The 20,527-nt window shown below is 65.3% G+C and carries 16 protein-coding genes; 10 read left to right on the forward strand and 6 right to left on the reverse strand.

The window, feature by feature from the left end:
- Positions 1-70 precede the first annotated feature (70 nt).
- The 4 genes from H7A13_05680 (at position 71) to H7A13_05695 (ending at position 8,104) form a co-directional block, all read left to right on the forward strand.
- Positions 71-2,428, forward strand: coding sequence for an EAL domain-containing protein (locus tag H7A13_05680; GenBank protein MCP5332832.1), 2,358 nt, complete (start codon positions 71-73; stop codon positions 2,426-2,428).
- 76 nt (positions 2,429-2,504) lie between these two features.
- On the forward strand, positions 2,505-4,466 hold the full coding sequence (locus H7A13_05685; protein MCP5332833.1) for a hypothetical protein: 1,962 nt from the start codon (positions 2,505-2,507) through the stop codon (positions 4,464-4,466).
- Positions 4,467-4,590: 124 nt separating this feature from the next.
- The gene (locus tag H7A13_05690; GenBank protein MCP5332834.1) at positions 4,591-7,236 is read left to right on the forward strand and encodes a glycosyltransferase; all 2,646 of its coding nucleotides are present in this window, start codon (positions 4,591-4,593) and stop codon (positions 7,234-7,236) included.
- A gap of 55 nt (positions 7,237-7,291) precedes the next feature.
- On the forward strand, positions 7,292-8,104 hold the full coding sequence (locus H7A13_05695; protein MCP5332835.1) for an alpha/beta hydrolase: 813 nt from the start codon (positions 7,292-7,294) through the stop codon (positions 8,102-8,104).
- Here the strand turns inward: H7A13_05695 and H7A13_05700 are convergent.
- Positions 8,079-8,573, reverse strand: coding sequence for an LEA type 2 family protein (locus tag H7A13_05700; protein MCP5332836.1), 495 nt, complete (start codon positions 8,571-8,573; stop codon positions 8,079-8,081). The two genes, H7A13_05695 and H7A13_05700, sit on opposite strands and share 26 nt — an antisense overlap.
- A gap of 170 nt (positions 8,574-8,743) precedes the next feature.
- Between H7A13_05700 and H7A13_05705 the strand changes: the two genes are divergently transcribed.
- Both H7A13_05705 and H7A13_05710 read left to right on the forward strand, forming a co-directional pair.
- A complete protein-coding gene (locus tag H7A13_05705; GenBank protein ID MCP5332837.1) occupies positions 8,744-9,004 on the forward strand; it encodes a zinc ribbon domain-containing protein in 261 nt (86 codons plus the stop codon).
- 186 nt (positions 9,005-9,190) lie between these two features.
- A complete protein-coding gene (locus H7A13_05710; protein ID MCP5332838.1) occupies positions 9,191-10,435 on the forward strand; it encodes an MFS transporter in 1,245 nt (414 codons plus the stop codon).
- Between the two features lie 15 nt (positions 10,436-10,450).
- On the opposite strand, the gene H7A13_05715 is transcribed toward H7A13_05710, so the two are convergent.
- Together H7A13_05715 and ubiA are read right to left on the reverse strand one after the other, a co-directional pair.
- On the reverse strand, positions 10,451-11,587 hold the full coding sequence (locus H7A13_05715; GenBank protein MCP5332839.1) for an N-acetyltransferase: 1,137 nt from the start codon (positions 11,585-11,587) through the stop codon (positions 10,451-10,453).
- A gap of 10 nt (positions 11,588-11,597) precedes the next feature.
- Entirely contained in the window at positions 11,598-12,473 is an 876-nt protein-coding gene (ubiA, locus tag H7A13_05720; GenBank protein ID MCP5332840.1) for a 4-hydroxybenzoate octaprenyltransferase, read from the reverse strand.
- A 216-nt stretch (positions 12,474-12,689) separates the two neighbouring features.
- On the opposite strand from ubiA, the gene H7A13_05725 reads away from it, so the two are divergent.
- Together H7A13_05725 and H7A13_05730 are read left to right on the forward strand one after the other, a co-directional pair.
- Positions 12,690-12,863 carry a rubredoxin gene (locus H7A13_05725; protein MCP5332841.1) on the forward strand — a complete coding sequence of 58 codons (174 nt, stop codon included), beginning with the start codon at positions 12,690-12,692 and terminating at the stop codon, positions 12,861-12,863.
- On the forward strand, positions 12,793-13,194 hold the full coding sequence (locus H7A13_05730; protein MCP5332842.1) for an HU family DNA-binding protein: 402 nt from the start codon (positions 12,793-12,795) through the stop codon (positions 13,192-13,194). Before H7A13_05725 ends, H7A13_05730 begins: the two co-directional genes overlap by 71 nt.
- 24 nt (positions 13,195-13,218) lie before the next feature.
- Here H7A13_05730 and H7A13_05735 read toward each other — a convergent pair whose 3' ends face one another.
- Entirely contained in the window at positions 13,219-14,559 is a 1,341-nt protein-coding gene (locus tag H7A13_05735; protein MCP5332843.1) for an HDOD domain-containing protein, read from the reverse strand.
- A gap of 106 nt (positions 14,560-14,665) precedes the next feature.
- On the reverse strand, positions 14,666-16,753 hold the full coding sequence (gene recG, locus H7A13_05740) for an ATP-dependent DNA helicase RecG (protein ID MCP5332844.1): 2,088 nt from the start codon (positions 16,751-16,753) through the stop codon (positions 14,666-14,668).
- Positions 16,754-16,830: 77 nt separating this feature from the next.
- On the opposite strand from recG, the gene H7A13_05745 reads away from it, so the two are divergent.
- A complete protein-coding gene (locus tag H7A13_05745) occupies positions 16,831-17,670 on the forward strand; it encodes an SDR family oxidoreductase (GenBank protein ID MCP5332845.1) in 840 nt (279 codons plus the stop codon).
- Positions 17,671-17,681: 11 nt separating this feature from the next.
- Here the strand turns inward: H7A13_05745 and typA are convergent, their stop codons facing one another.
- Positions 17,682-19,505 carry a translational GTPase TypA gene (typA, locus tag H7A13_05750; GenBank protein MCP5332846.1) on the reverse strand — a complete coding sequence of 608 codons (1,824 nt, stop codon included), beginning with the start codon at positions 19,503-19,505 and terminating at the stop codon, positions 17,682-17,684.
- Between the two features lie 197 nt (positions 19,506-19,702).
- Between typA and H7A13_05755 the strand changes: the two genes are divergently transcribed.
- Positions 19,703-20,527 (forward strand): SDR family oxidoreductase, encoded by an 825-nt coding sequence (locus H7A13_05755; protein ID MCP5332847.1) that lies wholly within the window; start codon positions 19,703-19,705, stop codon positions 20,525-20,527.

The following is a 20,527-nucleotide window of genomic DNA, read 5'->3' on the forward strand; positions in this document are numbered from 1 at the left end:
CATCACGCAAAAGAATTCCGCCTTGCAAAATCCAGACCCCCAAAACGATAAAGAGAGGAATGGGGAAGCCGTGCTTCATCCGGTGCTGGCCGAATTCATCTCGGACCGGCTGGAGCGGCGCTTTCTGCGCGCACTCTGGCCACGCCGACGCGATCAGATCCATCTGCTCTCCCTGATCGGCTGCCTGCTGTTCTCGATCGCAGCCTATGGCGACTATCTGCGCTTTGGCGCAGCCACTCTCTCGACCCCCATCGGGCTGGCGCGGTTCGGTCTGATTCTGCTCTGCGCTCTGCCGGCCGTGGCGGCCGCCTGCGACAGAGCACGCCTGGCCAACCAGCTCTGCTTTCTCAGCATGGCCGGCATTGGCGGGCTCTACCTCTATCTCTGCCACGCGCAGGCCCTGGATCCACAGGCGCGCCTTGGCACGCTGTTTCTGATGACGACCCTGTTCTATCTCTGCGCACCACTGCGTCTGCTGTGGACCATCACCTTCAACCTGCTGTTGAGTCTGGGTTTTCTGTGGGTGAACAGCCTGACGCCCGGGATCGCCCCCTATGACCTGATCGCCACCGGATTGAAGCTGGCCGCGTTCAATCTGGCCATCTCCGGCTACCTGTGGCAACACCAGCGGGCCGTGCGGATCAACTTCTGGAAGGATCTGGATCTCTCACGAGTCAACGCCGCGCTACAGCGAGAGGTCGACAAACGCATCGATTCGGAGCAGATGTTCCGCGCCCTCACCGAAAACAGCCCCAGCATGGTGACCATTCTCGATGCGCAGCATCAGGTGCGCTATCTGAGTCCATCCACCTATCGGGCACTGGGCTGGTCGAAACCGACCCAAAACACGCTGTCGATACAGGGCATCGTGCATCCGGAGGATCTGGCGCTCTTCATGGGCCAGCTCAATCTGGCACGACAGCAGAGCGGCACTGTCCACCGTTTCAGCAACGTCCGCATCCACCACCGACAGGGCCACTGGCTCGATGTGGAGGGCTACATCGTGCCGATGCTCGATGTCCCGGGCGTGCAGGGCATCGTCGTCAACTACCACGATGTCTCGGAGCTGAAGGCCGCGCAGGCCGACCTGACCCAGCTCGCCTTTTTCGACAGCCTGACCCGACTGCCCAACCGCCAGCTGTTCAGGGACCGGCTCGAACAGACCTTGCAATCCTGCCGGCGCCACCATGAGACCGCCGCCCTGCTGTTCATCGACCTCGATCGCTTCAAGGAGGTCAACGACACCCTCGGCCACGAAGCGGGTGATCAACTGCTGCAGAGCGTGGCACAGCGTCTGACGGCCCATGTGCGCCGGGAGGATTCGGTCGCACGGCTCGGCGGCGATGAGTTCACCATCCTGCTGCACAAGGCGGACATCAAGGCGGCCGAGAAGGTGGCCGGCAACATTCTCGACGCCCTGCGTCAGCCGGTATCGATCAACGGGCACGCAGTGACCGTCGGCGCCAGCATCGGCATTGCGATGATCCCGGCCGATGGCCAGGAGAGCACCGAACTGATGCGTTACGCCGACCTGGCGATGTACAGCATCAAGGAGCAGAACCGCAACGGCTACCGCTTCTTTGCCGAAGAGATGAACCGGTCGGCGCTGGCGCGGATGCGCGCACAGGATGAGCTGAAAAGCGCACTGGCCGACCAGCAGTTCCAGCTCCACTACCAGCCGCAGTTCACCCTGGCCGATCAGCGCCTGATCGGCTTCGAGGCGTTGAGTCGCTGGAGCCACCCGACCGAAGGGCTGCTCGGTCCAGAGCGATTCCTCGGCACGCTGGAGCAGAGCGGCCTGATCATCGAGCATGGCCACTGGACGGTGGCCGAGGCGATTGCCCAAGGCGCATGGCTGCGAAACAGCGAGCCGGGCAAGGCCTACCGGATGGCCATCAACCTCTCGGTGCGCCAACTGCTCGACCCGGCCCTGATCGACACGCTCGCTGCCAGCCTCGACCGGCACCGCTTCCCTGCCAGCCTGCTGACGATCGAGATCCACGAAAGTTTTCTCTCCCAGCAACTGGAGGCCGCCAACCGGGTGCTGTGGCAGTTGCGCAGACTCGGCGTCACCATCGCCATCGATGATTTCGGCACCGGTTACTCCTCACTGCATCTGCTCAAGGAGCTGCCGATCGACAGCGTCAAGATCGATCGGCGCTTCATCCAGGGCATTCCGAACCGCGAGGAGGATGTCGCCATCACCGAAGCGGTGATCGTGATGGCTCACCGGCTGGGGCTGACCGTGGCTGCGGAAGGGGTCGAGAGCGTGCAGCAACTGCGGTTTCTGCTCGACCAGGGCTGCGACCTCGCCCAGGGCCATCTGTTCGGCGCTGCCATTGCGGCCGAACAGTTGCCGGCGCTGATTCAGGAGCTCTCAGCGCGCAAATCGATGCTGCCCCGTCCGCAGCTCGTCTTCGACGTGTAGAATCCGCGCCTGCGGTTTGGCACGCGCAACCCGCAATGCCACACGTTCGATTCAACCCGCATGGAATTCGCCGCCGATGACGCGCCTGTCCGGACCCATTGCCTACCTCCTTGCCCTGTTGCTGCTCGTCGCGCTGTGGTCGCTGCTCGGCCAGCCGCGAGCGGTGCAGCCAGCCGGGCTGACCGCAGGACAGAAGTTGCAGTGCGTCTCCTATGCGCCTTTCGAGAAGGCACAGTCACCGTTCGACCTCGATGATGGCCTGACCATCTCCGAACGGCGCATCGAGCAGGATCTGGCGCTGCTGTCGCAGCGCTTCGAATGCGTCAGAACCTACTCGGTCACCGGTCTCGAAGCGGTGCCGAAGCTGGCCGGAAAGTTCGGCCTGAAGGTGCTGCTCGGTGCCTGGGTCAGTGCCGATCCAGTGGCGACCCGCAAGGAGCTGGAACGGGTGATCGCACTGGCAAAACAGCATCCCGCCGTGGTGCGCGCCGTCATCGTCGGCAACGAGACACTGCTGCGCAAGGAGGTGACCGGCGCGCAACTGGCCAGCTACCTGCGCCAGGTCAAGGCGGCGCTGCCCGAGGTTCCGGTCACCTATGCCGATGTCTGGGAATTCTGGCTCAAACACCCCGAGGTCGCTCCCGCCACCGACTTCGTCACCATCCATATCCTGCCCTACTGGGAGGATGATCCGGCCAGCATCGACACGGCCATCGCCCACATCAGCCAGGTGTACGGCGAGGTCACAGAACAGATTCCCGGCAAGCGTCTGCTGATCGGCGAGACCGGCTGGCCCTCCGCCGGCCGGATGCGCGAGGGGGCCCTGCCCAGCCTGACCAACCAGGCTCGCTTCATTCGCGGCTTCGTGCAGCTCGCCGAACAGCAGGGATGGCAGTACAACCTGATCGAAGCCTTCGACCAGCCATGGAAGCGGATCAACGAGGGGGCTGCCGGCGGCTACTGGGGTCTCTACGACACCCATCGGGCCGACAAGGGGGTGCTCTCCGGCGCGGTCAGCCACTTTGCGCAGTGGCGGACACTGCTGTTGCTGTCGGCCTTCGCCGTGGCGCTCTGCCTGCCACTGCTGATTCAGCCGCGCAGGCTGCCGACTGCGCGCTGGGCGCTGGTCATTGCCACCCTGGTCGCGGGCGCGCTGCTGCTGGCGATGCAGGCCGATCAGTTCAGCCAGAGTGCGCGCAACGGCTGGGAGTATGCCTGGGCCGCATTCATCATGGCGCTGAGCCTCGGTGTCTACCTGTTGACCATCCAGGCGCTGACCGGTGGCCAGATCGCGCCACCGTTGCCGATCGCCACGCTGCTCGATCCCACAGCGCACCGGACCCGCTTCGACCTGCCCTGGCTGAATGGCTGGCTGCGCGCCGCAATTCTGTTCTGCGCGCTGGTCGAGAACACCGGACTTGTCTTCAATGCCCGCTACCTCAGTTTCAACAGTCAGGCCTTCGTGCTGCCGGCACTGGCCTATCTGTGGCTGTTCAGGCGTCCGGTCACCTCCGCCAATGCCAGTCTGATCGAGCGCCACATCGCACTCTTTCTGACTTTCAGCGCCGGTTTCATCCTGCTGAACGAGACCCCGCTCAACCTGCAGGCCGACCTGTGGCTGCTGGTGACGCTGCTGCTGGCCTGGCCGCTGTGGCGCGAAAGCCCGGGGCAGCGACTGTCGGCGCTCAGGCCGATGCTGATCGCCGGTGTCACCGCCTATGCCGCCACTGCAAGCGTTCGTTATGGCCTGATGGAGTCGGTCGAGATGGTGAACCGCTGCGCCGAGGCGGCGCATGGGCTGTCCTGCACCCTGCGCACCGGCATGGGGTTGATCATCCACTGGCGGCTGCTCGGCTGGCTCAGCCTCGGCATTGCCCTGCTGGCAGTGACGCGGCGCAGCCGTCGACTCGGCATCCTGGCGCTGATGCTCGGCATCCTCGGCCTGGTGCTCTACAACGCGGCGCAGGCCACCTTCGCCCTGGTGCTGGCCTTCCTGCTGCTGAGCTGGCTGGCCGCCCGTTCACCATCGACTCGATGACAGTGAACATTTGGCGGTTTCATCGGTCACACGCGGTACGCCACCGTTCGACCCCGCAGTTGTAAAACCGGTTCGGCTGGCCCGAGAATTTCAATCAACGCCCCCTTCAGCGACACCTTCATCAATGAACAAAGAGAGCTTCATCATCGCCATTGCCGTCGCGGCACTCACATTGATGTTCTGGGCCGGCATGAACCGCCCCGACACCGAGCCGGCCTGGCCAAAGACCATCCAGGGCTTCTCCTTTGCGCCGTTCCGCGCCGATCAGGATCCGACCGATCAGCGTTATCCCAGCATCGAGCAGATTGACGAGGATCTGGCGCTGCTGTCGGGCCGGACCCATGCGGTGCGCACCTACACCGTGGAGGGCAGCCTGGGGGAGATTCCCGACCTCGCCAAGGCGCACAAGATCAACGTCACGTTGGGCGGCTGGGTCAGTGGCGATGCCGAGGCGACCCAGCGTGAGCTGAAACGGCTGATCGACATCGCCAACCGCTCGACCAACGTCGTGCGGCTGATGGTCGGCAACGAATCGCTGCTGCGTGGCGAGGTGAGCATCGAGCAGTTGACCGCCTACCTGGATCAGGTGCGTGGCCGAACCGACATTCCGATCAGCACCGCCGAACCTTGGCACATCTGGCTGAAGTACCCCGAACTGGCCGACCATGTCGATTTCATCACCATCCACCTGCTGCCCTACTGGGAGGGCATCGCGCTGGAACATGCCGTCGACTACGTCAAGGAGCAGACCGACAAGATCAAGGCCGCCTTTCCCAACAAGCCGGTGATCATCGGCGAGGTCGGCTGGCCGAGCAATGGTCGCACCCGGCAGAGCGCGGTGGCCTCGTCAGCCAACGAGGCGATTTTTCTGCGCCGCTTTCTTGCGCTGGCCAAAGAGGAAAATTACACCTACTACCTGATGGAGGCCTTCGACCAGCCCTGGAAGCATGGCGTCGAGAGCGGCGTCGGTGCCTACTGGGGGGTCTACAACGTCTGGCGCGAGCCGAAGTTCCCCTTCTCCGAACCGATCGTCGAGATTCCGAACTGGCCGATGCTGGCCGGCATCTCGATCGTCGTGGCGCTGGTCACCTTCGGCCTGCTGCTGATCGACAGCAGGTTCCTGCGCAGCCGCGGCCGCAGCTTTCTGGCGATCGTCGCCTACAGCGCGGCCACCGCGGTGGTCTGGATCATCTATGACTACAGCAACCAGTACCAGACCCTCACCTCGGTGGTGGTAGGCATTCTGCTGGTGCTGGGGATGATCGGCGTCATCGTGGTGCTGTTTGCCGAAGCCCACGAATGGGCCGAGGCGCTCTGGCTGCAACAGCATCGTCGGCTGTTCAAGCCGACCGAGGTGGATGAGGCGCTGCTGCCGATGGTGTCGATCCATGTGCCGGCCTACAACGAGCCGGCGCCGATGATGATCGAGACGCTGGATGCGCTCGCCAAGCTCGATTATCCCCGCTTCGAGGTGCTGGTGATCGACAACAACACCAAGGATCCGGCGGTGTGGCAACCGGTCGCCGCCCACTGTGAACAACTGGGCGAGCGGTTCCGCTTCTTCCACGTCGACCCGCTGGCCGGCTTCAAGGCCGGCGCGCTCAACTATGCACTGCGCGAAACTGCCGCAGAAGCCGAGGTGGTGGCGGTGATCGACAGCGACTACAAGGTCGACCCGCGCTGGCTGCGCGACCTGGTGCCGCAACTGCTGAAGGAGAAGATCGCCATCGTGCAGGCGCCGCAGGATTACCGCGACGCCCACGAGAATGCCTTCAAGGCGATGATCCATGCCGAATACCGTGGCTTCTTCTACATCGGCATGATCACCCGCAACGAACGCAACGCCATCATCCAGCACGGCACCATGACCATGGTGCGCAAGGATGCGCTGCAACAGGTCGACGGTTGGGCCGAGTGGTGCATCACCGAGGATGCCGAACTGGGACTGCGCATCTTCGAGCAGGGACTCGAAGCCACCTACATCCCCAAGAGCTATGGCCGCGGCCTGATGCCCGACACCTTCACCGACTTCAAGAAACAGCGTTTTCGCTGGGCCTTCGGCTCGATTCAGATCATGCGTGGTCACCTGCGCCAACTGCTGCGCGGCGAGGGCAGGCTGACGCCGGGACAGCGTTACCACTTCCTGGCTGGCTGGCTGCCATGGATCGCGGATGGCATCAATGTGATCTTCAACCTGGCGGCGCTCGGCTGGTCGGCCGCGATGCTGCTCGCGCCCAGGACCATCGATCCGCCGCTGCTGATCTTCTCGGTGCTGCCGCTGACACTGTTCGTGTTCAAGCTCGGCAAGCTGATCTACCTCTACCGCACCCGGGTCGGCACCAGCCTGCGCCAGACGGTCGCCGCCGCGGTGGCCGGGCTGGCGCTGACCCACACCATCGGCATGGCGGTACTGACCGGTTTCTTCGTCAAGGACAAGCCCTTCTTCCGCACGCCGAAGCAGGCGGATGCCCAGGCACTGCTGAAGGCGCTGAGCGCCGCACGCGAGGAGAGCCTGATGCTGACCGCGCTGCTGCTGGCCTCCGGCGCGATAATCAGCCAGTTCGGCACCGAGACCCTCGATCTGCTGGCATGGGCGATCATGCTGCTGATGCAGTCGATTCCCTATGCCTGCTCGCTGCTGCTGTCGCTGATCAGCGCGCTGCCCAAGCTGCCGGCCGGGCTGATCGGCCAGAGCGACAGCATGCGCGATGCGGCCCAGCAACTGCTGGCGCCACTGCCTGATGCCGGCACCAAGCTGACGACCCAGTAATCCCTCTCGACGGGGCAGTCAGCCTGCTGGCTGCCCCGTCACATCGGCCCGCGCCATGGCTGAAACGCTCTTCATGATTCACGGCATGTGGGGCGGCCCCTGGTACTGGGCCGGCTATCGGCGGCTGTTCGAGGCCGCCGGTCATCGCACCTTCGCCGCAACCCTGCCGTTCCACGACATCGCACCGGGCCAGCCGCCCGACCCGAGACTCGGCTGCGCCAGCCTGCTCGACTATGCCGATGCGCTGGCGCGGCAGATCGGCGAGTTGGAGCAGAAACCGGTTCTGATCGGCCATTCGATGGGCGGCCTGCTGGCGCAGATGCTGGCCAGTCGCGGACTGGCCAGGGCGGTGGTGCTGCTGGCGCCGGCCTCTCCGGCCGGCATCCTCGCCCTCTCCCCTTCGGTGATCAGGAGCTTCTGGCGCATTGCCACCCGCTGGGGCTTCTGGCAGCGGCCGACACGGCAGGGCTTCGACGAGGCCGTCTACTCGATGCTGCACCGGCTGCCACCGACGCTGCAACGTGAAACCTATGACCGCTTCGTCCACGAATCGGGCCGGGCGACCTTCGAGATCGGCCTGTGGCCGCTCGATCTGCGCCACGCCTCACGGCTGGATGCATCCCGCATCGACTGCCCGATGCTGATCATTGCCGGCCGTGAGGACCGCATCACCCCAGTCCGTGTGGTGCGACAGGTCGCACAGCGGTACCGGCGGGTGGCCACCTATCTGGAGTTGCCGAACCATGCCCACTGGCTGGTGGCTGAACCGGGCTGGGAGCAGATCGTGGCGGCCATCGACCACTGGCTGCACGCTGTGGGTCCGGCGCATCGAACCATTTCACTCATCTCCGCCGGGGCAGCGACCTGAGGTCGGGCAGCGAGAGCGAACCCTCCTGCCGGAAATCGACACCGAGATGGCCGCGGGTCAGCGTCAGCCGCCCGTTCAGTCGATAACGAACCGACGACTGCCCACGCAGCGCCATGCGCGAGAGCTGCGTCAGCAGCTGGGTGGAGCGGACGCGGGCGCGCAGCTCGATCTCACTGTCGCCGAGCGCCGGCAGCGTCACCGCCTCGGCGCTGCCACCCTCGGCAAAGAGCTGGTCGTTCAGCTCGACACGGTAGGTCAGCTCGCGGATCGGCACCGGATAGTCGTTGGGATTGTGCAGCCACAGCCGGAACAGCAGCACCTGCTCGGCCAGCGCCAGCGATTCGATGTGAATGCTGGAGATGAAGACCTCCGGCGGCTTCGGTTTGCTGAACAGCAGGCTGCACCCCGCAATGCCGCAGAGCAGTGCCAACAGCAGCAGTGCCATGAACCGCCGAACGATCAACTTCATCCTCCCCGCTACACCAGGCGACAGCATCCACAGTGACACATCCACTTTCGACTCTGTTGCCATCATACCCCAGCACCGTTTCAGAGCCGTTGCGCCACGCCATTCAACCATTGCAATGGTGATGATTTGGACCTATTTTTGACCGCCACCCACAGCCTGGAGAGATCGGGATGCCCACCTACGATTACATCTGCGACAGCAACGGCCAAGTCGTCGAGGTCAAACACGCCATGTCGAGCGAAGTGCACTCATGGGGTGAGCTGTGCGAACTGGCCGCCATCGATGCACAAGGCACTCCGCTCGATGCACCGGTGCGCCGACTGGCCACCGGCGGTCAGGTGATGAGCGGTCGCAGCAGTGCCAAGGCCGAACCAGCGGCTGCGGTGCCAGCAGCCACCGGCCACCGCTGCGCCGCCGGCTGCTGGCACTGAGACTCGACCCCAAGGGGAGAACCGGTTTCTCCCCGACCAGGCGCCATGCCAAAGAGGCCAGGTTTCCACACCCAGGTCGACAGGGCTGACGAACTCTTCGCCACTGTGCGGATTCGATAGACCGATGCGGAGCCGGGGTCCCCGGCGGCCCCACCCTGCCCATCGGCAGCGGCAACAGGAACACTCATGTTTTACGGCTGGATACTGCTGGCGGCACTGTCGCTGATCTATTTTCTTTCGCTCGGATCGATCTATTACGGCTTTTCGGTGGTCATCCCCGAAGTGGTTGCCAGCATGGGCTGGAGCCGCACCGAGGTGAGCGCGGGCTTTTCGATCATCAACCTGATGCTGGGTTGCGCCCCCTTTGTGGCGGACTGGCTGATCCGTCGCCGCGGCAGCCGCTTCTGCATCGCCCTCGGCGGAGCAGTGGCGGCCGTGGGTGCGGCCGTGGTCTACCTGTGCAGTTCGCTGCCGCTGTTCTACCTCGGCACCGCCGTGCTGGGCCTTGGCATGACGATACAGACCGTGCTGCCGGGCACCCAGTTGCTGACCCGCTGGTTCAGCCGGCGTCGGGCGCTGGCGATGGGCGTCTTCATGGCGGCGTCGGGTCTGGGCGGCTTCGTCGCGGCGCCCAGCTTTGCCTGGATCATCGCCGCCAGCCACAACTGGCGGCTGGTGTTCGTCGCCATGGCGCTCTGCACACTGGCTGCCTCGCTGCTGGCACTGGTTTCGGTGAAGGAATCACCCGAGGAGGTCGGCGAAGTGCCCGATGGCCGCAAGGCCACCCAGGCCAATGCGGCAGCGACCACGGTGAAGCGCAGCCGTGTCCACCAGACCCAATATCCCTGGACCTTTCGCGAGGCGCTGCGCACCTACCCATTCTGGGCCATCGTGATCAGCGGCGCCTTTGTGGTGATCGGCAACACCATCGTCAACAGCCAGGCGATGCTGCATCTGCAGGATCAGGGGCTTTCGATCGTGCTGAGCGCCACCGTGCTCGGCCTGATCGGGCTGTTCAACACCGGCGGACGGCTGCTCACCGGGGTGCTGGGCGACCGCTACGACCCCCGCTATCTGCTCGGTGCCGGCCTGCTGGTGCAACTGCTTGGCATCGTGGTGCTCGACCAGACCACCCAGCCCTGGATCGCCTACCTGTTCGCAGTGCTGTTCGGCATCGGCTATGGGATGGCCTCGGTGGCGAGCTTTCCGCTGATCGCCAACTACTTTGGCGCCAGCAGCTATGCCCGGCTGTTTTCGGTGCGCAGCCTGGTGGCCACGGCGCTGGGGGCGGTCGGACCGGTGGCTGCGGCCATGGCGCATGACAGCCTGCACAGCTATCGGCCGGTCTTTCTCGGCTTTGCCGCCATCGCGCTGCTGATGGTGGTGATGGCCATCACGATGCGGCCACCGTTGCCGCCGACAGCGGACTGAGCTCTGCGACGACGCTCAGTCACCCTGCCGGAACGGCAGCAGCGTCGCGGCCTGCTGGCGGTAGCGGTCGATGCCGAGCGCCTCTTCGGCGACGAAGTCGGCGATCGCCCGGCGAAAACGGCCATCGGCGATCCAGTGCAGCGAATGGGTTTCGACCGGGGCAAAGCCGCGCTGAATCTTGTGTTCGCCCTGGGTGCCCGGGTCGAATCGCTTCAACCCGCGCTCGATGCAGAACTCGATGCCCTGGTAGTAGCAGGCCTCGAAGTGCAGTTGATCATGCTGCTCGAGCGCGCCCCAGTGGCGTCCGTAGAGCGTCTCGTCGTCATGCAGACTGAGCGCGGCCGCCACCACCTCTGCCTCGCGGCGCGCCACCACCAGCAGCAGTGATTCGCCCATCTGTTGCGCCAGACGCAGAAAGAAGTCGAGGTTGAGGTAGCCGCGCTGGCCACGCTGCCGGTAGGTCGACTGGTAGCAGGCGTAAAAGCGCTGCCAGAGCGCCTCGCTGACCTGGTCGCCGGTCAGCCGCTCCAGGCGCAGCCCCTGCTCTTCGACCAGACGCCGCTCGCGCCGCACCGCCTTGCGCTTGCGCGAGTTGAAGCCGTCGAGAAAATCGGCGAAGTCGCGAAACCCCGGGTTGTGCCAGTGAAACTGGCAGCCCTTGCGCAGCAGATGGCCCTGATCGAGCCAGTGCGGCAGTTGTGCCGGTTCGAAGAAGAGCCCATGCCATGACGAGGCGCCCAGACGTTCGGCCAGGTTGTGCAGGGTCATCGACACCCGTCCGATCGCCTCGGCGCTGTCGAGGCCGTCGGCCAGCCGCAACCGCGGTCCGCTGGCCGGTGTGAACGGGATCGCCGTCACCAGTTTGGGATAGTAGTCGAGACCATGGCGGCGGTAGGCATCGGCCCAGCTCCAGTCGAAGACATACTCGCCATAGGAGTGGCTCTTGAGATAGAGCGGCATCAGCCCGAGCAGACGCTCCTGCTCCCACAGTGTCAGGTGCAGCGGCTGCCAGCCGGTCTCGACACTGACCGCGCCACTGGCCTCCAGTGCCTGCAGAAACGGGTGGCGCAAAAAGGGATAGTCGCGGCCGACCACTGCATCCCACCGCGCTGGATCGATCTCGTCGATCCGGTGGCTGAGGCGAACTTCCACATGACCTCCGTCAGCGCAGCAGTTGATCGAGCACGATGCCGACGAACAGCACGGCACCGACCCACTGATTGTGCAGAAAAGCGGCCAGACAGGCGGCGGGTGCCCGATCGCGGATCAACCACTGCTGATGACCGAACAGCAGGGCGGCCGCCACCACCGCCAGCGCATAGCAGAGGCCCAGATCGAAGTTGACACCGATCAGCGCCCAGCCGAGCAGACTCAGCAGTTGCAGCAGGGCGACCATCGCCCGGTCGGCACTGCCGAACAGGATCGCGGTCGATTTGATGCCGATCTTCAGGTCATCCTCCCGGTCAACCATTGCATAGAGGGTGTCGTAAGCGACGGTCCAGAGCAGGGTGGTCAGATAGATCAGCCAGGCCGTGGCCGGCACCCGCTCCTGCACCGCGGCAAAGACCATCGGCACCCCCCAGGCAAAGGCCGCCCCCAGCACCAGTTGCGGCAGGTGGGTGTGGCGCTTCATGAAGGGGTAGAGCGCGGCCAGCAGCAGCGCGCCAATGGCGAGCAGCATCGTCAGCCGGTTGGTCAGCAGCACCAGCAGCAGCGCCAGCAGCAGCAGGCCCAGGCCATAGCCGAGCGCATCGCGGCTGCTGGCGAGGCCGGTGACCAGCGGTCGCTGCCGGGTGCGGGCCACATGGCCGTCAAGGTCGCGGTCAGCCCAGTCGTTGATGATGCAGCCCAGCGAACGCATCACCACCGTCCCCAGCGTGAAGACCAGCAGGTGGCGCCAGCCCGGCCAGCCATCCGCCGCCAGCCACAACGCCCAGGCGACCGGCCACAGCAGCAGATAGATGCCGATCGGACGATCGAGTCGGGTCAACTGAATGAAAGCGTGCAGAGGTCGACGGCGCGGGAACATGAAGAGCATCCAGACCACAATCGGGCGATTCTACCGCCACCGCGGTTTGGGTCACGCCTTTCTGTTGCGCCGGCCGCACATTCCACTGCCTGCATCAGGCGAAGCAACGACTGCACCACCGCCGGGGATCGGCTAGAATGTCGGCCGCTCTGGCGCCTTGCCATTGCCGCGCAGCGCCAACCGTTATCAGCAGAGCCACCGAACCACCTGCATGGGACTCCGCCAATGAGTGACTGGAAGAAGTATGAGTGCATCGTCTGCGGATGGGTGTATGACGAAGCCTTGGGGTGCCCCGAAGAGGGCATCGAACCCGGCACCCGCTGGGAGGATGTGCCCGAGGATTTCATCTGCCCACTCTGCGCGGTGGGCAAGGAGATGTTCGAGATGGTCGAGTTCTGAATTCGTTGCTGCCCGCCCGACCTTCGGAAACTGTCAGGCCACGCACCCGGTGACGAAGAGCGAACTGATCCGCGAGGTGGCCGAGCGCATCGACATGAGTCCCGAGCGCACGGCCTGCGTGATCGATGCGATTCTCGATCAGATCACCCGGGCATTGCAGCGGGGTGAATCGGTGACGCTGACCGGCTTCGGCAGCTTCACTCCGCGCCGGCGCAACGCCCGCACTGGACGCAATCCACGCACCGGCGCCGCGCTGGAGATACCGGCACACACCACCGTGCTGTTCCGTCCGGGCAAACAGTTGAAGGCGTGGATGGCCGGAAACGGGTAGACCGCTCCTCCGCAAGCCTGCCGCTCAACGCCCCAGACTCTGTGCCAACTGGTCGAGGGTTTCTGAATTCTCGATCAGCTCATCCAGCCGCAAGGCCACCTCGGCCTCATCGATCTGCAACGCCACGTAGAGTTGCGGGTCGATCAGATCGCACGGCAGGTCGCCCACGCCACGCTGGCGCAGCAGGCGACTGCACAGATAGAGCAACTGGCCAAGACAGGCATGGCGGGACTCGCCCCAGCCACCATGCTGGCTCTGAATGGCGGAAACCACCTCATCGGGCAGCGACCACTGCCGAAACATCCAGCAACTGATCTGTTCGCGGGTCACGCCCAGCAGCTGCTGCTCCATCCAGTGCCGTGGAAGCCGCGGATTGAGCTCCTGATGACGACAGATCAGCGAAAAGTGCGGCGGAAACAGACAACCCAGCAGCAGGTGGCCATAGTTGTGCAGCAGGCCGCAGAGATAAGCCGCGCCATACGTGGGCCGCTGGTTCCTCGGCATCATCGTCGACAGCAGCGCCGTGCTCGCCGCGAGATAGATCGACTGCCGGGCGTAGGAGGTCAACCCCTGCGGTGCATCCTGCGGCTGCCCCAGACTGCGCTTCATCGCCAGACCGATGGCGAGGTTCAGCACCAGGTCGAAGCCGAGCACCCGGATGATCGCCTCGCGCACCGTGCGCACGCCGCCACGCTTGCCATAGAAGGGCGATGACGCCCACCCCACCACCTGCGCGGCCAGGCTGGCATCGCACTCGACGATGCGCGCCAGATCCTCACCGGTGGCGTCGGGATTGGCCTGCAACTGGATCAACCGGCGCGCCACCTCGGAGAGCGGCGGAATCGACAGCGTCTCGCTCAGCCGGGCACGGATGCGCTGTGCAGTGAAGCTCTCACCGCCATCCTCCTCGCGCTCGGCCTCGATGCGTGCCTGTTCCGCGTGCAGATAGGCCGCTTCCAGTTCATCGACCGGCAGCGAAACCTCGGCGATGCGAGCGCCATCGCACCATCCGCGCCAGCTCTCTTCGGAAAGAGGAATGCTCTGGCCATCGCCATCGATCTCGATGAAGCCGCGTGGCGCATCGATCAGGGCTGCATCGATGATGCAGGGCAGGCGGTCGTCCGCGCCCTGTGCCAGCCACTTCGCGCTCCAATGCGCCTGATCGCCGGGGCGAGCGGCACGCAGATCGGCACCGAGCAGCCGCGACAGCGGTTCGAGCTGCACCATGCGGTCGGCACCGGTCAGCAGCATCAACTTCTGCTTGCCACCCCGCTCCAGCAGCAGCGGACGCAGTCGCATCGCGGCCTCGATGGGTTGATCCGGCGTCATCAATGGATCGGACGCAACGGCGGTGGCAAAAGACATGGCACACTCCAGACAGTCATCACGGCCGTACATCGGCCACAGGCATGAATCGAAACTTCCCCTGAAGTGTAGACCAGAGATTGATCAACGCACCGTGCCGGGCGGCTCATACCGTGATGAATCCCTCCTTGTGCGCGAACCAGCGCGCGATCAGCGGATCGATCAGTTCGGGACGGTGTGCCGGCAACCGCTCGGCCCACTGTTTCACCTCCGGCAGCAGGTCGGCATCGCGGCCGAGGTCGGCCTGGCCGAACTGCATCAATCCGGTCTGGCGGGTGCCCAGCAGCTCGCCGGGGCCGCGCAGCCGCAGATCCTCTTCGGCGATGCGAAAGCCATCCTGCGATTCACGCATCACCGCCAACCGCGCCCGGCCATTCGGCGACAGCGGCGCGCGGTAGAGCAGCAGACAGTGGCTGTCGATCTGGCCACGGCCGACCCGGCCGCGCAGCTGATGCAGCTGCGACAGCCCCAGCCGTTCGGCATTCTCGATGATCATCAGGCTGGCGTTGGGCACATCCACCCCCACCTCGATGACGGTGGTGGCCACCAGCAGATCGATCTCGGCCGCCTTGAAGCGGGCCATCGTCTGCTGCTTCTCCGCCTCCTTCATCCGCCCATGCAGCAGGGCCACCCGCACCTGCGGCAGCGCGGCGGCCAGTTGCGCGGCGGTGTCGGCCGCCGCCTGCGCCTCGATCTGCTCGGAGGCATCGATCAGCGTGCAGACCCAGTAGACCTGCCGTCCCTGGGCGCAGTTGAGGCGAATCCGCTCGATCACTTGGTCGCGGCGCGCCGCATTGATGACCGAAGTGGTGATCGGCTGACGACCCGGCGGCAACTGATCGATCAGCGACAGGTCGAGGTCGGCATAGGCACTCATCGCCAGCGTGCGCGGAATCGGGGTGGCGGTCATGATCAACTGATGCGGCCAGAGCTGCTCGCCGCCCTTGTTGCGCAGCGCCAGCCGCTGATGTACCCCGAAGCGGTGCTGCTCGTCGATGATCACCAGCCCCAACCGCTGGAACTGCACCGATGTCTGAAACAGCGCATGGGTGCCGACCGCCAGCATCGCCCGACCAGAGGCGACGGCCTGCGCCTGGTCGGCCCGCACCTTGCCCTTCTGGCTGCCACTGAGCAGCGCCACCTCCCAACCCAGCGGTGCCAGCCAGCGGTCGAAGTTCTCGGCATGTTGCCGTGCCAGCAGCTCGGTCGGCGCCATCAGCGCCACTTGGTGGCCACTCTCCAGCGCCTGCAACGCCGCAAAGGCCGCCACCAGTGTCTTGCCGGAGCCGACGTCACCCTGCACCAGCCGCTGCATCGGCCGACGCTGTTGCAGATCGGCGCCGATCTCGGCAATCACCCGCTGCTGCGCCGCGGTGAGCCGAAACGGCAGCGCGGCCGCCAGCCGTTCGGCCGCCGCCCGGCTCTGCTCCACCGGCAAGGGTGGTGCACGGTGCCGCTGCGCCTGCTGCTTCAGCCGTCCCAATGTCAGCTGATGGGCGACCAGCTCCTCGCGGGCCAGATGGCGGCGCAGCCGGTCGAGCTGCTGCTGACGCAGCGCCGCATCCTGCGAGGGCGGCGGATGGTGCACGGCCCGCAGCAGTTCACTCCAGTCATCCCCCTGTTGTGCAGTGAGGCCAGCGAGGTAGTCAGGTGGCGCGCCCAGTTGCTGCATCCGCAGCAGCAGTTGATCGATCAGGTTGCGCAGCCGCGTCTGCGTCAAGCCGTCGGTGGCAGGGTAGATCGGCGTCAGATGGGGGGACAGCGGCGGCTGGCCCGGCGCGCTCAGGAGTTCGAGTTCGGGATGGACCAGCTCCAGCCCAGCCATGCCGCTGCGCACCTCGCCATGGCAGCGCAGCCAGAGACCGGCGCGCAGCCACTGCTGCTGCTTCGGCGAAAAGTGAAAGAAACGCAACGTCAGGGCGGCACGGCCATCGCTGATCCGGCACAGCAATGTCCGCCGGCGCCCGGGTGCGATCTCGCTGAACTGCACCTCACCCTCGACCAGCGCTTCATGACCGGGGCGAAGCTGGCCGATCGGTGTCAGGCGGGTGCGGTCCTGATAACGGTGCGGCAGGTGGAACAGCAGATCCTCGACCCGGTGCAGATCGAGACGCGCCAGCCGGGCCGCCAACTGCGGCCCCACGCCACTGAGCCGGGTGAGGGGTGCCTGCCAGAAATCGACGGCCTGGGTCATCTCTGCATCACTGTCTCTGAACTGCCGATGGGCGCTATGGTATGGTGGCAGCCCCATTTATCGAAGCAGGTGTCGAGATGAGCGAACCGTTGCGAGTGCTGGTGGCCGGCTGTGGTGATGTCGGCAGTCAGGCCGCGACGCTGCTCGCCGTCCGCGGTGCACAGGTGTGGGGATTGCGCCGCCAGAGCAGCCTGCTGCCGACCGGGGTGCGTCCCTGCAGCGCGGATCTGGGCGATCCTGCCACGCTGCGCGCGCTGCCCGCCGTCGACTACCTGCTGTTCACCGCGGCCGCCGAGCATTCCAGCGAAGCCGGTTACCGCGCGCTCTATGTCGAGGGGCTGCGCAACCTGCTCGCCGCCCTGCCGGCCGCGCCCCGGCGCCTGCTGTTCACCTCGAGCACCGGCGTCTACGGCCAGTCACAGGGGGAGTGGGTCGATGAAGAGAGCCCGACCGAGCCGCAGCGCTTCTCGGGTCGCATCATGCTCGAAGCCGAACGGCTGGCGCTCGCCAGTGGCCTGCCGACCACGCTGGTGCGCCTCGGCGGCATCTACGGACCGGGACGCAACCATCTGATCGAACGGGTCCGCAGCGGCCAGGGCAGCCCGCTCTCGCCGACCCTGTATGGCAACCGCATCCACAGTGCGGATGCGGCGCGCCTCCTCGACTTTCTGGTCGAACGTGACCGGCAGGGGCTGCCAGTGGCGCAGTGCTACCTCGGTGTCGACGATGAACCGGCACCGCTGCACGAGGTGGAGGCATTCATCGCCGGGCTGCTCGGCGTCACCCTGCAACGGCGCGGCGAAAGCCAGCGCCTGGGCGGCAGCAAACGCTGCAGCAACCAGCGGCTGCGGCGCAGCGGCTTCGAGTTGCGCTACCCCAGCTACCGCGACGGCTACCGGGCACTGCTGTCACAGTGACGGCCTGAGTCTCATTCGCTGGAGGCCGACCGCGAATCGCGCCGCCGGTCGCTCTCTTTCAGTTGCTTCTTGCGCAGACGGATGCTGCCGGGCGTCACCTCGACCAGCTCATCCTCGGCGATGAACTCCAGCGCCCGCTCCAGCGTCATCCGGATCGGTGGCGTCAGCACGATGTTCTCGTCCGAGCCGGCGGCGCGGATGTTGGTGAGCTGCTTGCCCTTCAGCGGGTTGACCACCAGGTCGTTGTCGCGCGAATGGATGCCGATGACCATCCCCTCATACACCTCCTCACCCGGACCGATGAAGAGGCGGCCGCGGTTCTGCAGGTTGAACAGCGCAAAACCGAGCGCCTTGCCCTGGCCATTGGCGATCAGCACGCCGTTGTTGCGCCCACCCACGTCACCCGGATGGGCCTTGCCGTAGGCGAGAAAGTTGTGGCTCATGATGCCGCTGCCGGAGGTCATGGTCATGAAGTCGGAGCGAAAACCGATCAGCGCCCGCGCCGGGATGCGATAGCGCAGCCGCACCCGCCCCTTGCCATCGGGCACCATCTCCTGCAACTCGCCACGCCGCGCCCCCAGCGTCTCCATGATCGCCCCCTGATGGGTCTCCTCGATGTCGACCACCAGCTCCTCGAAAGGCTCGAACCGCTCGCCATTTTCGACCTTGATGATCACCTCGGGCTTGGAGACGCCCAGCTCGTAGCCCTCGCGGCGCATGGTCTCGATCAGGATGCCCAGATGCAGTTCGCCGCGGCCGGAGACGCGAAAGCGGTCGGCGCTGTCGGTCGCCTCGACCCGCAACGCGACATTGTGCTTGAGCTCCTCCTCCAGCCGCTCCTTGATCTTGCGCGAGGTGACATACTTGCCTTCGCGCCCGGCGAAGGGCGAAGTGTTGACCTGAAAGGTCATCGACACCGTCGGCTCCTCGACACTGAGTGCCGGCAGCGCCTCGGGCAGCGCCGGGTCGCAGAGCGTGTCGGAGATGTTCAGCTCATCGAAACCGGTGACGCAGACGATGTCACCGGCCTCGGCCTCTTCGACCTCGACCCGGCCCAGCCCCATGTAGCCCATGATGGTCGCCAGCTTGCCGGCACGGCGGCTGCCATCGGCGGCCACCACCGTCACCGGCTGGCCGCGCCGCGCCCTGCCGCGGTTGATGCGGCCGATGCCGATGATGCCGAGATAGCTGGAGTAGTCGAGGGTCGAGATGCGCATCTGCAACGGGCCGTCGAGGTCGACCTGCGGCGCCGGCACCCGCGCCATGATGGTCTCGAACAGCGGCGCCATGTCCTCGGCCAGCGCATCGGGCTCCAGCCCGGCGATGCCATTGAGCGCCGAGCAGTAGACCACCGGAAAGTCGAGCTGATCTTCGGTGGCACCCAGATTGATGAAGAGGTCGAACACCTGATCGACCGCCCAGTGCGGCCGCGCGCCGGGACGGTCCACCTTGTTGACCACCACGATCGGATTGAGCTTCTGGGAAAAGGCCTTCTGCGTCACGAAGCGGGTCTGCGGCATCGGACCATCGACCGCGTCGACCAGCAGCAGCACCGAGTCGACCATCGACAGCACCCGCTCCACCTCGCCGCCAAAGTCGGCGTGGCCCGGCGTGTCGACGATGTTGATGCGGTTGCCCTGCCAGGCGATGGCGGTGTTCTTGGCCAGAATGGTGATGCCGCGCTCCTTCTCCAGCTCATTGGAGTCGAGCGCACGCTCGATCTGCTCCTCACCCCGCTTCAGCGTGCCCGACTGCTGCAACAGCCGATCGACCAGCGTGGTCTTGCCATGGTCGACGTGGGCGATGATGGCGATGTTGCGAATCTGCTGGGTCACGGCAAGGCACCTGAAAATGGGCGGGCGGTGAAAGGGGGCGGCATTATAGCCGAAGCCGCTGCCACTGGCGTGTCGCGGTCACGTCCGGCCCCGCTCACGGCGTCGCTATTGATTTCGCCGACCGGCAGCGGGGAGAATGCGCCATCACGCTGGAGACAGCCAGACGATAACAACAGGGACTCAAGGAGCAACTCACGATGATCAAAAGCGTATTCAGTGCCAACCTCTTTGCCGGCAAGGTGGCGGTGGTCACCGGTGGTGGCTCCGGCATCGGCCTGCGCACCGCGCGCGAACTGGCGCAACTGGGCGCCACCGTGGTGATCGGCGGACGCAACGAAGAGAAGCTCAAAAGCAGCGTCGAGACGATTCGAGCCGAAGGCGGCACGGTGCACGCATTCCCGCTCAACATCCGCGAGCCGGAACAGGTCAAGAGCTTCTTCGAGCAGGTCGTCGCCACCTGCGGCACCCTCGATTTTCTGGTCAACAACGCCGGCGGGCAGTTTCCGTCACCGGCCGAGAAGATCTCGCCCAAGGGGTGGCGCGCCGTCGTCGACACCAATCTCAATGGCACCTTCTTCGTCACCCAGGAGGCCTTCAACCAGGCCTTCAAGGAGAAGGGCGGCGCCATCGTCAACATCATCGCCAACATGTGGAACGGTTTTCCCAACATGTGCCACACCGGCGCGGCACGTGCCGGCGTCGACAACCTCACCAAGACTCTGGCCGTCGAATGGGGCCGCTACGGCGTGCGCATCAACTCGGTGGCGCCGGGTGCGATCTACTCCAGCGGCATCAAGACCTACGACCCGGAGTTCCAGAAGTTCTTCCTGCAGGCGGGCAAGCACAACCAGACCTACCGCCTCGGCAGCGAGGCCGAGGTGGCCGCCGCCATCTGCTTCCTGCTCTCGCCGGCCGCCAACTTCATCAGCGGTGAAACCCTGAAGGTCGATGGCGCCGAGTCACTGCCGCACCACAGCTTCGCCCCGGTCGACCACGGCCTGCTGCCACCCTGGGACGAGTGA

The sequence above is a fragment of the Pseudomonadales bacterium genome, assembly GCA_024234215.1.
In the GTDB taxonomy this organism is placed as follows: Bacteria; Pseudomonadota; Gammaproteobacteria; order Pseudomonadales; family UBA5862; genus JACKOQ01.